General features: G+C 61.4%; 11 protein-coding genes. 5 read left to right on the forward strand and 6 right to left on the reverse strand.

All coding sequences use genetic code 11. The features are described from left to right. Nucleotides 1-50: 50 nt before the first annotated feature. The 4 genes from VDP81_RS05640 (at nt 51) to mgtE (ending at nt 4,090) form a co-directional block, all read left to right on the forward strand. The gene (locus VDP81_RS05640) at nt 51-887 is read left to right on the forward strand and encodes an inositol monophosphatase family protein (RefSeq protein WP_323011782.1); all 837 of its coding nucleotides are present in this window, start codon (nt 51-53) and stop codon (nt 885-887) included. Further along, a complete protein-coding gene (locus VDP81_RS05645) occupies nt 884-2,089 on the forward strand; it encodes a M20 aminoacylase family protein (RefSeq protein ID WP_322996623.1) in 1,206 nt (401 codons plus the stop codon). The genes VDP81_RS05640 and VDP81_RS05645 overlap by 4 nt, the downstream gene beginning before the upstream one ends. A gap of 111 nt (nt 2,090-2,200) precedes the next feature. Beyond that, nucleotides 2,201-2,593: an acyl-CoA thioesterase gene (locus VDP81_RS05650; protein WP_322996622.1), complete on the forward strand. Its 393-nt coding sequence runs from the start codon at nt 2,201-2,203 to the stop codon at nt 2,591-2,593. A gap of 12 nt (nt 2,594-2,605) precedes the next feature. Beyond that, a complete protein-coding gene (mgtE, locus tag VDP81_RS05655; RefSeq protein ID WP_322996621.1) occupies nt 2,606-4,090 on the forward strand; it encodes a magnesium transporter in 1,485 nt (494 codons plus the stop codon). A gap of 49 nt (nt 4,091-4,139) precedes the next feature. Here mgtE and secA read toward each other — a convergent pair whose 3' ends face one another. Both secA and VDP81_RS05665 read right to left on the reverse strand, forming a co-directional pair. After that, nucleotides 4,140-6,884: a preprotein translocase subunit SecA gene (gene secA, locus VDP81_RS05660; RefSeq protein ID WP_323011783.1), complete on the reverse strand. Its 2,745-nt coding sequence runs from the start codon at nt 6,882-6,884 to the stop codon at nt 4,140-4,142. Between the two features lie 109 nt (nt 6,885-6,993). Further along, on the reverse strand, nt 6,994-7,917 hold the full coding sequence (locus VDP81_RS05665) for a M23 family metallopeptidase (protein ID WP_322996619.1): 924 nt from the start codon (nt 7,915-7,917) through the stop codon (nt 6,994-6,996). 104 nt (nt 7,918-8,021) lie between these two features. On the opposite strand from VDP81_RS05665, the gene VDP81_RS05670 reads away from it, so the two are divergent. Further along, nucleotides 8,022-8,489 (forward strand): DciA family protein, encoded by a 468-nt coding sequence (locus VDP81_RS05670; RefSeq protein WP_322996618.1) that lies wholly within the window; start codon nt 8,022-8,024, stop codon nt 8,487-8,489. A gap of 6 nt (nt 8,490-8,495) precedes the next feature. Here the strand turns inward: VDP81_RS05670 and lpxC are convergent, their stop codons facing one another. The 4 genes from lpxC to VDP81_RS05690 all read right to left on the reverse strand — a co-directional run bounded on the left by lpxC (nt 8,496) and on the right by VDP81_RS05690 (nt 12,905). Further along, nucleotides 8,496-9,419 (reverse strand): UDP-3-O-acyl-N-acetylglucosamine deacetylase, encoded by a 924-nt coding sequence (gene lpxC / locus VDP81_RS05675; protein WP_322996928.1) that lies wholly within the window; start codon nt 9,417-9,419, stop codon nt 8,496-8,498. Between the two features lie 237 nt (nt 9,420-9,656). Next, complete coding sequence (gene ftsZ, locus VDP81_RS05680; RefSeq protein WP_322996617.1) at nt 9,657-10,826, reverse strand: cell division protein FtsZ; 1,170 nt, start codon at nt 10,824-10,826, stop codon at nt 9,657-9,659. Between the two features lie 52 nt (nt 10,827-10,878). Further along, nucleotides 10,879-12,105, reverse strand: coding sequence for a cell division protein FtsA (gene ftsA, locus VDP81_RS05685; RefSeq protein WP_322996616.1), 1,227 nt, complete (start codon nt 12,103-12,105; stop codon nt 10,879-10,881). Then, nucleotides 12,102-12,905, reverse strand: coding sequence for a cell division protein FtsQ/DivIB (locus tag VDP81_RS05690; protein ID WP_322996615.1), 804 nt, complete (start codon nt 12,903-12,905; stop codon nt 12,102-12,104). The genes ftsA and VDP81_RS05690 overlap by 4 nt, the downstream gene beginning before the upstream one ends. Nucleotides 12,906-12,913: the final 8 nt, after the last annotated feature.

Genomic DNA, 12,913 nt, shown 5'->3' on the forward strand with positions numbered 1-12,913 from the left:
ACGTACAATGGGTTAAGCGCCAGGCGGGCGTATCACAGGAACGACACAGAATGACACCGCATCTCCTGTCGGCTGACTACTTGGACGCCGCTGTCACGGCGGCCCATGCAGCTGCGGCCATTTTACAAAGCCACGCGCTGCACCGCTCCGATCTGATCATCGACACCAAACAACGCAACGACCTGGTCTCTCAGGCCGACCGCGAAGCCGAACAGGCCATCATCCAGATCCTGCAGGCCCGCACCCCGGACATTGGCATCATCGCCGAAGAATCCGGCGGCCAGGCGGGCAGCCAGGCCACCTGGTGCATCGACCCCCTGGATGGCACCACCAATTTCCTCAGCGGCATCCCGCACTATGCGGTTTCCATTGCCCTGATCGCCCACGTCGGCAGCCAGCCCGACGGCCAGACGCCCCTGCCCCAGGACACCCCTTTGATCGGGGTGATCTACGATCCGAATCGCGAAGAGCTTTTTACCGCCCTGCACGGCATCGGGGCCTGGCTCAATGGCCGACGCATCTACTGCTCCGACACCCGCTTGCTGGCGGATTCCGTATTGGCCACGGGTTTTCCATTTCGCGATTTTTCCTTTGAATCCCAATACATGCCGGGCTTCACCGACGCCATGCATCAAACCCGGGGCGTGCGCCGCTTGGGGGCGGCTTCGCTAGACCTGGCCTGGACCGCCTGTGGGCGCTACGACGGCTATTGGGAAATGGGTCTGGCCCCCTGGGACGTAGCGGCGGGCACCGTGCTGGTACGCGCCGCCGGCGGCGTCTGCGAAGACCTGCACCACCAGGCCCCCTGGCCCGACAGCGGCTATGTCGTGGCCAGCAATGCCCATATTGCCACTGCCCTGGACATTCTGATCAGCAGACACTTATGAAACAAGCCCTATTCGATACCCTGGGCAGTTGGCTGCCCGACATGACCGAGATCCGCCGCGCCATCCATGCCTGGCCCGAACTCGCCTTCCAGGAAATCCGCACGGCCGACACCGTGGCCCAGTTGCTGGAATCCTGGGGCATCCCCACCCACTGCGGCCTGGGCACGACGGGGGTGGTCGGCTGCATCACCGGCCAGCGCCCCGGCCCCAGCATTGGCCTGCGTGCCGATATGGATGCCCTGCCCATGCCTGAAGCCAATACCTTTGCCCATGCCAGCCAGAATCCAGGCGTGATGCATGCCTGCGGTCATGACGGCCATACCGCCATGCTGCTGGCGGCGGCTCGCTACCTGGCCCAGCACCCGGACTTTCCTGGCACCGTGGTGCTGATCTTCCAGCCCGCCGAAGAAGGCGGCGGCGGCGCCCGCCACATGATCGAGGACGGCCTGTTCGATCTTTTCCCCATGGATGCGGTGTTTGGCATGCATAATTGGCCCGGCCTGCCCGTGGGCACGTTCGGCCTGACGGCAGGCCCCATCATGGCCTCCAGCAACCGCTTCCAGATCACCTTGCAGGGCAAGGGCGCACACGGCGCCATGCCGCACCTGGGGGTAGACCCCGTGGTTGCAGCCGCCCAGTTGACCCTGGCCTTCCAGACCATCCTGACCCGCGACCAGGACCCCCTGGACGCAGGGGTGATCAGCGTCACCCAGATACATGCGGGTTCCGCCGATAATGTGATCCCCGATCAGGCCATTCTGCGCGGCACTGTTCGCACCCTGTCCACCACCGTGCTGGACCAGATCGAAACCCGCATGCGCGACCTGACCCTCCACCTGGCCCAGGCGCTGCGCTGCACGGCGGATTTCCATTTCAGCCGTGAATACCCGGCCACCATCAACCACCCTGCCGAAACCGATCTCAGCACCCAGGTGCTCACGGACCTGGTCGGTGCAAATCACGTCCGTACCGGCGTACGGCCATCCATGGGAGCCGAAGACTTCGCCTTCATGCTGCAGGCCCGGCCCGGCTGCTACATCTGGATTGGCAATGGTGAAGGCGACCATCGCACACCAGGCCATGGTCTAGGTCCCTGCACCTTGCACAACAGCAGCTACGACTTCAATGACGACCTGATTCCCCTGGGGGCTGCCTACTGGGTCATGCTGGCTCACCGATTTCTGCAGTCAGGCCAGGATTGATTTTTAAAATTAATGGCCCTGCCCCCGGCGCGTTGACGTCTATCGCCTAAAATACGCGTGACACCGGGCAAGTCACGCGGACTGCCGTACCCCAAACTCACCGAGGTCTTCATGTCCACACCCCTGCCCCCCCACGATCACCCCCCTGTGATTCGCGTCATGCCCATGCCTGCGGACGCCAATGTCCATGGCGATGTCTTCGGGGGCTGGATCATGTCTCAGGTCGATATCGCGGGCTCGGTCCCGGCATCCCGCCGTGCCGGCGGGCGGGTGGCCACCGTGGCTGTCAATGCCTTTACCTTCAAGCAGCCGGTCTTCGTGGGCGATCTCGTCAGTTTCTATGCCAGCATCATTCGCACAGGGCGCACCTCCATCACCGTCGCGGTCGAGGTCTACGCCCAGCGCCAGGGCCTGGATGCCGAGGCCATCAAGGTCACCGAGGCCACGCTGACCTACGTCGCGACCGACGAAAGTCGCAGAAGCCGCCCCCTGCCCCCCCTCTGAGGAACCGGATTCATGGCTGATCAGCCGGTTGAACAAACCGCTACCTCTGTTGTCATCCCTCGCCGCCTGGACCCGGAAGACGCCCAACTGGCCTTGCAGGAGCTGCAGTCCATCCTGAAGCGCCAAGAGGTCGTGGAGGCGATCGCCCAGCGTCAGCACGACACCGAGGATGAAGACGGCTCCAACCTGCTGGAAGGCATGCTGCAACGCCAGCACGAAGACGAAATCCGCCTGATCGTCAACACCCTGCATCCAGCCGACATCGCTTTCATCCTCGAATCCCTGCCCGTTGCCCAGCGTCAGATCATCTGGGAACTGGTCAGCCAGGAATACGACGCGGATGTGCTGCTTGAGGTCGAGGACTGGGTGCGCGAGTCCCTGATCGAGTCCATGGACCACGAGGACCTGATCGCAGCCACCGGCAATATGGATGCCGATGAGATCGCCGATCTGGCTCCCGACCTGCCCCCCGGCATCATCGCCGAGGTCCAGAAGGGTCTGACCGACGCGGAGCGCGCCCAACTGATTGCAGCGATGGGCTACCCCGAGGACACCGTCGGCGCCATCATGGACTTCGATATGGTGCGCGTGCGCGAGGACGTCACCCTGGAGGTCGTGCTGCGCTACCTGCGCCGCCTGCACGAACTACCCGACCATACCGATCAGATTTTCGTGGTGGATCGCAGCGACCTGCTGCGCGGCACCCTGTCTCTGTCGCGCCTGCTGGTCTCCGAACCCGACACCCTGGTCAATGCGGTCATGGAGCCCGACGTCCTGAGTCTGAATCCCCTGGATTCGGACGCTGACGCCGCTGGCGCCTTTGAACGCTATGACTTGGTGTCCGCGCCCGTGGTAGATGAACAAGGCCGCCTGATTGGCCGCGTCACCATCGACGAGGTGGTGGACGTGCTGCAGGAAGACTCCCAGGAACAAGAACTATCCCGCGCCGGCCTGCAAGAAGAAGACATCTTTGCCCCCGTGCTCTCGGCCCTGCGCAACCGCGCCCCCTGGCTATTGGTCAATCTGTGCACCGCCTCGATTGCCTCGTTGGTGGCCTCGCGCTTCGAGGACACGGTCAGTCATATCGTGATCCTGGCCTTTTTGATGTCCATCGTCGCCGGGATTGGCGGTAATTCTGGCAATCAGACCATGACCATGATCATCCGCGCCATGGCCACAGGCCGGGTCACTGGCGCCAACATCCGGCAACTGGTCAAACGCGAACTCCAGGTGACTTTCCTGGTGGGTTCCTGCGGCAGCCTGGTTGCCGCCACCTTCGCCTGGATGATCTCGGATTCCTACGCCATCGCGGCCGTGATGATGGCCGCGATGGTGGGCAATATGCTGATCGGCGCCGCTCTGGGGGTATTGATCCCTCTGCTGCGCGACCGCTTCGGCAAGGACCCCGCCATGGGGTCTTCAGTGCTGCTCACCTTTGCCACCGATTCCCTGGGGTTTTTCCTGTTTCTGGGACTGGCAACCGTGTTCTTGCTGTAGTTTGAAAGGGGACAGACCCCGATTTCTGAAAGAAATCGGGGTCTGTCCCCTACGCCAACTTGCCGTGGCAATGTTTATATTTCTTGCCGCTGCCGCAGGGACAAGAATCATTGCGACCCACCCGAGGCACCGCCCCGGCATCACCCGCCTGGGCAGCAGGCGCTTGATCCAGGCCAGGGTCTTCGCCGCGCAACGCGGCATCATAATCCGCATGGTGATAGCGCACGTTTTCCAATGCCGGAGCGGCGGGTTCCTCGACCTCGACCTGTTCGGCTGATTGGATGCGTACCGTCATCAGAACGCGCACGGTTTCATTGCGCACCCGGTCCAACATATCGGAGAACAGGGCAAATGCCTCGCGTTTGTAGGCTTGCTTTGGATCGACCTGGGCATAGCCACGCAAATGAATGCCCTGGCGCAAATGATCCAGCGACGCCAGGTGCGAGCGCCAGTTGGAGTCCAGCGCCTGCAACAGGACCGAGCGCTCGAAGGGCTCCCAGCCTTCCCGGCCAACCAGGGTGATTTTTTCGTCGTACAGGCGGCGGGCCTCGGCCAGCACGCGTTCCAGCAAATCGTCATCCGTCAGGTTCGGTTCTTGTTCCAGCATGTCCGCCAGCGCCATCGGCATGGCCCAGTCGGACTCCAGTGTCGTCTGCAGTGCCGACACATCCCACTGTTCCTCGACGGTTTCCTCAGGGATATACCGACGAAATACAGCGGTGATTTCAGCATCACGCAAATTGGCAATGATGTCGGCCACCGACGAGGCCTCCAGGACCTCGTTGCGCTGGCCATACAGGACCTTGCGCTGATCGTTGGCCACATCATCGTATTCCAGCAGTTGCTTGCGGATATCGAAGTTACGGCCCTCGACCTTGCGCTGGGCGGATTCGATGGAGCGCGACACCATGCGCGCCTCGATGGGCTCGCCCTCGGGCAGGCGCAAGCGGTCCATGATGGCCCGTACGCGATCACCGGCAAAGATACGCATCAGCGAATCATCCAGCGACAGGTAGAAACGCGAAGAACCCGGATCGCCCTGGCGCCCGGCGCGACCGCGCAGTTGATTATCGATACGGCGCGACTCGTGACGTTCAGTGCCGATGATGCGCAAACCCCCGGCCGCCTTCACGGCCTCGTTGAGAGGCACCCATTCGGCACGAATCGCCGCAATGCGGGCATCCTTGTCGGCAGCCGACAAATCGGGATCAGCACGCACCAGATCGATTTGTTTTTCGATGCTGCCGCCCAGCACGATGTCCGTGCCCCGGCCGGCCATATTGGTGGCGATGGTGATGTGGCCCGGCTTACCGGCCCCGGCGACGATCTCGGCCTCGCGGGCATGCTGTTTGGCGTTCAGCACCGCATGGGGCAGGCCATCCCGGGTCAGGGCATTGGACAGGAGTTCGGAGTTCTCGATGCTGGTGGTCCCCACCAGCACGGGCTGACCGCGCTTGTGGCAATCGATGATATCCGCCAGAATCGCCTGGTATTTTTCGGCATCGGTCTTGAAGACCTGGTCATTCTGGTCATCACGCGCCATGGGACGATTGGTCGGAATGATGACGGTTTCCAGGCCGTAGATTTCCTGGAACTCGTAGGCTTCAGTATCCGCCGTCCCGGTCATGCCGGACAGCTTGTCATACATCCGGAAGTAGTTCTGGAAGGTAATCGAGGCCAGCGTCTGGTTTTCGTTCTGGATCCGCACACCTTCTTTGGATTCGACCGCCTGATGCAGGCCATCGGACCAGCGGCGCCCGGCCATCAGGCGCCCGGTGAATTCGTCCACAATGACGATCTCGCCGTTTTGCACGACATACTGCTGGTCTTTGTGAAACAAATTATGCGCACGCAGCGCCACCAACAGGTGATGCATCAGGGAAATATGGCGCGGATCATACAAGGATTCGCCCTCGGGCAGAATGCCTTGCTTGATCATGATTTGTTCGGCCTTGATCTGGCCGGCCTCGGACAGGTGCACCTGCTGGGCCTTTTCATCCACCCAGAAATCACCCTCGGGTTCAGGTTCGTGGGACTTGGGCTCTTCGGTCATCCGCACCATCAAAGGCGGCACGGCATTCATGCGTACATAGAGTTCGGTATTGTCGTCGGCCTGACCGGAGATGATCAGCGGCGTGCGGGCCTCGTCGATCAGAATGGAATCGACCTCGTCGACGATGGCGTAGGACAGACTGCGTTGGCGGCGGTCTTCCGGACGGAATTCCATATTGTCACGCAGGTAATCGAAGCCGTACTCGTTATTCGTGCCGTAGGTGATGTCGGCCTGATAGGCGGCGCGTTTTTCTTCGTTTTCCTGCTGGGGCACGACCACGCCGGTGCTCATGCCCAGGAATCCGTATAGGCGGCCCATCCAGTCGGCATCGCGCCGGGCCAGGTAGTCATTGACTGTGACCACATGCACGCCACGGCCTGACAGGGCATTGAGATACACCGCCAGGGTCGCCATCAGGGTCTTGCCCTCGCCGGTGCGCATTTCGGCGATCTTGCCATTATGCAAGGCAATGGCACCCAGCATCTGCACATCGAAGTGGCGCATGCCAAACACACGCTTGCTGGCCTCGCGCACAACGGCAAAGGCCTCGGGCAGCAAGGAGTTGAGGGATTTCCCATCCGCAATGCGCTGGCGAAATTCCGCAGTCTTGGCCCTGAGCTCGTCGTCGGACAGCGTTTGCAGTGAGGGTTCAAGCGCATTGATCTGCGCGACCTGCTTGCGGTACTGCTTTAGCAACCGGTCGTTGCGGCTGCCAATAATTTTTTTGAGCAGAGAAACCATAGTATGTCGTCGCTGGGGTGGGTACCAGCTCCGGGGTCTGCAAGAGCTGGCAACCGAAAGAATTGTCAGGCACGGCCACCGGACGGCGACCGCAGGTAAACGATGCAGTTTAACGCAGCTGGGAGTCTGTCGCTTTGACTGGGTTTGCCCCTGCCAGTTGAACGGGATTGCCAGCTTGCAAGGTAGGTGTTCCCGGCTGGATAAACAAGGTCGGGTCCAGCGGATAATCCGCCATGCGGATTTCGAAGTGCAAATGCGAGCCGGTGGAACGGCCCGTGCTGCCTACTTTAGCGATCAAATCTCCTTGGCGAACCAAGTCGCCGGCCTTGACCAGCAGGCTGGAGGCATGGGCATAGCGAGTGCGCAAGCCGTTGCCATGATCGATCTCGACCATTTTTCCATAGCCGCGGATGGCCCCTGCACGAACCACCAGGCCACCGGAAGCCGCCCGGATGGGTGTGCCACGCGGTGCGACGAAATCCAGGCCTTCATGCATGCTGCGCCGACCGCTGACCGGATTGCGCCGCCAGCCAAAGGAAGAACTGAGGGCGGGATAATCAACCGGTGCCAAGGTGGGCAAACTGGCCTGAAACCCCGTCTGCCGGGACAAGGCGGCATCCACCAGGGCATAGGCATCTTCCTGCTGGTCCAACTGGGTGCCCAGCGCGTCGATATGACGGCCTAGCGCCTGGGCTGAACCCGTCATATCCAGAGGCTCGGCATCCATGTCGTCCAGCACCTGGGCAGGATCGGCCTCGGGGTGCAGCCCAATGACAGGCGCGGTCGCCAGCGGCGCGAGTTCAGGAGCGCTGTAGCTCAGGCCCGCCGCCTGCGCGATCCGCCCGCGCAAGGCATCCATGGCCAGGACACGCCCCTGAAGCTCACCGACCTTGCCCGCCAGACCGGTAATGCTGCCCTGCAAAGTTGCGACGTCTTGCAGACGCTGTGCATCCAGCGCCAAACGCTGCGCAGGATCGGGCTGCTGCGTGCGCCAGGCCTGCCAACTGGCCCCACCCCATGCAGCAAGCGCCAAAGCCAGCAATAATCCGATTGGCTTTAGAAACCTCGCGTTAGAATGGTTCAGCTTGCTTGCTGCTTGCTGATCCCTAGACTGCATATTCATTCAATCGTTCCTTTATGTCCTCGGCCTCTCGCCATCGCAGCTATTCCGCCGGGGTATCCGCCCTGGATTGGCTCGACCATCATCCCCAGGGCGCCCAACTGATGCAGGCAGCCCATCAGTTGATGGCAGCGCAAGCCGTGCTGGCAGCCGGCTTGCCGCCTGCCTTGCGGGCATGGGCCCGAGTCGCCCGTATTGATGGACAGCAAATGACGGTGGTAGTTCCCGGCCCGGCGCACGCCGCCCGGCTGCGCCAGTTGACCGGCCAGGCAGCCCGCCACCTGCAAAACGCAGGCTGGGCCATTGACAGTATTGTCGTGCGCATTGACGCGGCCATGGGGCGTGACGTGACACAAAAGCCCCAGCGCGATGCCCAACCACTGAACGCCCAGGCGTTGCAGGCGTTCGAGGCCCTGGGCCAGCAGCTAAGCCCCAGCCCGCTGGCCGATGCGGTATCCAGATTATTGCGGCACCATCGCGGCTAACGCCGCTTAAGCCAGCTGCCAATCACGGGTGAAGGCGGCAGGGGCGGTCTCGGCCGATTCGTAGCTGATGAGTTCCCAGGCGTCCTGTTGGGCCAGCAAGGCCCGCACCAGGCGGTTATTCATGTCGTGACCGGATTTATTGGCCACATACCGCGCCACCAATGGATGCCCAATCAGATACAGGTCCCCGATGGCATCCAGGATTTTATGTTTGACGAACTCATCGTCGTAGCGCAGCCCATCGGTATTGAGCACGCGGTATTCGTCCATGACGATGGCGTTATCCAGGCTGCCGCCACGCGCCAAGCCCATGGCCCGCAGGGCCTCGACCTCGGAGGCAAAGCCGAATGTGCGCGCCCGGGCGATGGTCTTGACGTAGGAGTCCTGGGAAAAATCCACCTGCGCCTGGTTGGCTGTGGCGTTGATGGCCGGATGGTGGAAATCAATCGCAAATGACAGGGCAAAGCCATGATGGGGTTCCAGCCGGGCCCATTTGGCGCCGGGACCCTCGCCATCACGAATCTCGATGGGCTTGAGTACGCGGATGAAGCGCTTTGGAGCGGGCTGTTCGACCAGACCTGCGCTGCGCAGCAGATACACAAAGGTTCCTGCGCTGCCATCCATGATGGGGACTTCTTCGGCGTTCAGGTCGATGTGCAGATTATCGACCCCCAAGCCTGCCAGGGCAGACATCAGATGCTCGACGGTGGATACCCGGACGGCACCCTGCTGCAGCACCGAAGCCAGGCGGGTATCGCCCACGGCATCCGCGCGTGCCGGCAAATCGACCACCTGAGGGAGATCGACACGATGGAAAACAATGCCGGTATTGGGCTGAGCCGGACGCAAGGTGATTTCCACGCGGCTGCCCGAGTGCAGGCCTACGCCTTTAGTGGAAATGGATTGCTTGATGGTGCGCTGTAGGAGCATGGGCAATGACTGGTTGGCAATGGGGTATGACAAAAACATCACACACCAAGATAATCCCGCCATTGTACCCCGGCCTAGGGTTTTCCACGAATTTAATCGGTAGCAAAATCAAACAGCTAAGCCCCCAGGACGTGCGAAGACACATGCTCCCCCAGGGGCCAGGGGGGCATGTGTCAGGCGCCGCGACCGGCACAACAGCCGCGATGTGAGGTAAAAACGGTCAGGCCTGCCTGTAGGTCAGTCCGCCTGTTTACGCAGAAACGCCGGGATGTCGAAATGATCCATTCCGGCACCTTCCAGGGCGCGCACCTGGGCCGAGGCATGTGTGCGCGGATTGCGAATCACCGAAGGCACATCGGTGCCGGAGAAATCATGGCCCAGATGCACAGGCTGATCGTCCGTTCCGGTGCGCTGGGCCTCAGCCGGCGTGGTCACCAGCTGCGGACGGCTGTTGGCGGCACCCAGGCCCGTGGCGACCACGGTGACCCGCAGGGTTTCGCCCATGGATTCATCATAGGCTGTCCCGAAAATCACGGTGGCATCTTCCGACGCATAGCTGCGGATGGTCTCCATGATTTCACGAGTCTCACGCATCTTCAGAGTGCGGCTGGCCGTAATATTGACCAAGATGCCACGGGCACCATGCAGATCCACGCCTTCCAGCAAGGGGCAAGCAATCGCTTGCTCCGCAGCGACCCGGGCGCGATCGGCACCAGCCGCCACGGCGGTGCCCATCATGGCCTGTCCCTGCTCGCCCATGATGGTCTTGACGTCCTCGAAGTCAACGTTGACGTTGCCTTCGACATTGATGATTTCCGCAATGCCTGCGCAGGCATTGTGCAGGACATCATCCGCCGCCTGGAAGCAGTCTTCCTGGGTGGCATCGTCATCCATCAAGTCATACAGGTTTTCATTCAGCACCACCACCAAAGAATGCACGTGGCGAGACAGTTCGCGTATGCCTTCCTCGGCCAGGCGCATGCGCTTGTTGCCCTCGAAGATAAAGGGTTTGGTCACCACGCCAACCGTCAGAATGCCCAGTTCCTTGGCGACCTCGGCCACCACGGGCCCCGCCCCGGTGCCAGTGCCCCCGCCCATGCCGGCGGTGATGAATACCATGTGCGCGCCATTGAGGGCGGCACGGATTTCCTCGCGTGCGGTTTCAGCCGCCGCGCGCCCCTGATCGGGCTTTGCCCCCGCCCCCAAGCCGGAGCGGCCCAGGCGGATCTGCACCGGGGCTTCACTGGTGGCCAGGGCCTGAGAATCGGTATTGGCGCAGATGAACTCCACCCCTTGCACCCCGGCATTAATCATATGAGACACGGCATTGCCACCGGCACCACCGACGCCAACGACCTTGATCACGGTCCCGTTGCGGCTGGTATCCAGCATTTCAAAATTCATCATGTTTGACTCCCTCACATACGGATAAACAAAACATTCCCCTGAAGATCCATGGTTAATTCATGAACCACTCTTTCATTCGCGTCAGAATGGACTTGACTGCTCCTTTCTGCTGCGCGACTTTGCGACCGCGTGCCCGCTGCATGCGCGCCTCGGTCAACAATCCCATCACCGTCGAGAAGCGCGGATTGCGCATCACATCGGCCAAACTTCCTTCATACATCGGCACGGCCACGCGCACCGGCTTCAAAAACACATCCTCGGCCAGCTCGACCATGCCCGGCATCAGGGCAGTCCCGCCCGTCAGCACGACCCCGGAAGCCAGCAATTCTTCGTAACCGGATTCACGCACCACCTGCTGCACAAAACCAAACAGCTCTTCCATGCGCGGCTCGATCACCGCGCCCAGTGCCTGACGCTTGACGCTGCGGTTAGGACGGTCGCCCAGACCCGGCACCTCGATCATCTGCTCGGCATCCACCAGGACTTGCTTGGCCACGCCATAGCGCAGCTTGATTTCTTCGGCATCCGGCGTTGGGGTGCGCAGCATGGCGGCAATATCGCTCGTGACCTGATCACCGGCAATCGGCACCACCGAGGTATGACGGATCGCCCCCCCCGTGTAGATTGCAATATCTGTGGTTCCGCCACCGATATCCACCAGCACCACACCCAGTTCTTTTTCATCCGCCGTCAGGCACGACAAGCTGGAGGCCAGCGGCTGCAGAATCAGATCCTGGACTTCCAGGCCGCAACGGCGCACGCACTTGACGATATTTTGTGCCGCACTCACCGCGCCGGTGACAATATGCACCCGGACTTCCAGACGCATGCCGCTCATGCCGATGGGTTCGCGAATGTCATCCTGCGCATCGACAATGAATTCCTGGGTCAGCACATGCAGTACCTGCTGATCCGTCGGAATATTCACCGCCTTGGCCGTCTCCACCACCCGGGCGACATCGGTCGCGGTCACTTCCTTATCCTTGACAGCAACCATGCCGCTGGAGTTGAAGCTGGTGATGTGGCTGCCGGCGATGCCGGTATAAACTTCGCGGATCTTGCAGTCCGCCATCAGTTCGGCTTCTTCCAGGGCGCGCTGGATGGAATTCACGGTGGATTCGATATTGACCACCACCCCCTTGCGCATGCCTTCGGACTCATGCTGGCCCAGACCCAGCACTTCGAAGCCGCCGCTGGGCAATATCTCGGCCACGACAGCCACCACCTTGCTGGTGCCGATATCGAGAGCAACGATCAGGTCTTTGATGTCACGGGTCATGGTTTGAGCGGTTCAGAGTGAGCAGCGGTTTCAGGGGCCAGCGTGATGGCGAATCCATTCGGATAACGCAAGTCGGCACTGGCAATCAATCGATCGCCCAGGCGCCGGGTCAAATCCGGCCAAGCCTGAACAAAACGTTCTATACGGGCGGCAAAGGGCAAGGCCCCCGAGCGGCCATGCGGGTCAGTTGCATCTGCGGCAGGGTCGCGGCCCAGGTTCAGCTGCACACCGTCCGACAAGGCCACTTCCCAGGCATAACGGGGCGTCAGGGTGGCCTCGCGCACGCGCAACCCCAGCGGAGCAAACCAGCGAGCGATTTCCGCATAGCGCTGCACCACCAGCCGTTCGGAATTGACGGGGCCATTAAGCTGCGGCAGCACGACCTCATCGGGCAATTCACCCGCACTGGCCGTGAAGGCTTCGCCCCAGGTATTAATCATCTGGTTCTCGTTCCAGAGCGCCAAAGGCTGTTGTTCTTCCACGTGCACCAGCAAGGTCGCAGGCCATACCCGGCGCACGGTGGCATGGCGCACCCAAGGGACGTTCTCGATCTGTTGACGCACCTGATTCAGATCCAGCAGGAAAAAATTACCCCGAACCTGGCCTGCCAACGCAGCCTGCATGCTGCTGGGCGAAACATACTGCAGGCTGGCATCGGCAATGGGCGCCAGCTCGATGCGGTTGATCGAAAAATACGGCCGCCGGATCGTCCACGCCAGGACACTGATCAGCATGGCCGACACTGCCAGCAAAGCCAGCAGGTTAGCGATCAGATTGGTCAGGCGGGCGTCGGCAAACATCAAAGTCT

This window comes from Castellaniella sp. (genome assembly GCF_034675845.1).
Taxonomy (GTDB): Bacteria; Pseudomonadota; Gammaproteobacteria; order Burkholderiales; family Burkholderiaceae_B; genus Castellaniella.

Bases quoted from the DNA above. Each gene is read 5' to 3' on its own strand.
- VDP81_RS05640 (WP_323011782.1), top strand. From the start codon at position 51: ATGACACCGCATCTCCTGTCGGCTGACTACTTGGACGCCGCTGTCACG.
- VDP81_RS05645 (WP_322996623.1), top strand. From the start codon at position 884: ATGAAACAAGCCCTATTCGATACCCTGGGCAGTTGGCTGCCCGACATG.
- VDP81_RS05650 (WP_322996622.1), top strand. From the start codon at position 2,201: ATGTCCACACCCCTGCCCCCCCACGATCACCCCCCTGTGATTCGCGTC.
- mgtE (WP_322996621.1), top strand. From the start codon at position 2,606: ATGGCTGATCAGCCGGTTGAACAAACCGCTACCTCTGTTGTCATCCCT.
- secA (WP_323011783.1), bottom strand. From the start codon at position 6,884: ATGGTTTCTCTGCTCAAAAAAATTATTGGCAGCCGCAACGACCGGTTG.
- VDP81_RS05670 (WP_322996618.1), top strand. From the start codon at position 8,022: ATGTCCTCGGCCTCTCGCCATCGCAGCTATTCCGCCGGGGTATCCGCC.
- lpxC (WP_322996928.1), bottom strand. From the start codon at position 9,419: ATGCTCCTACAGCGCACCATCAAGCAATCCATTTCCACTAAAGGCGTA.
- ftsZ (WP_322996617.1), bottom strand. From the start codon at position 10,826: ATGATGAATTTTGAAATGCTGGATACCAGCCGCAACGGGACCGTGATC.
- ftsA (WP_322996616.1), bottom strand. From the start codon at position 12,105: ATGACCCGTGACATCAAAGACCTGATCGTTGCTCTCGATATCGGCACC.
- VDP81_RS05690 (WP_322996615.1), bottom strand. From the start codon at position 12,905: ATGTTTGCCGACGCCCGCCTGACCAATCTGATCGCTAACCTGCTGGCT.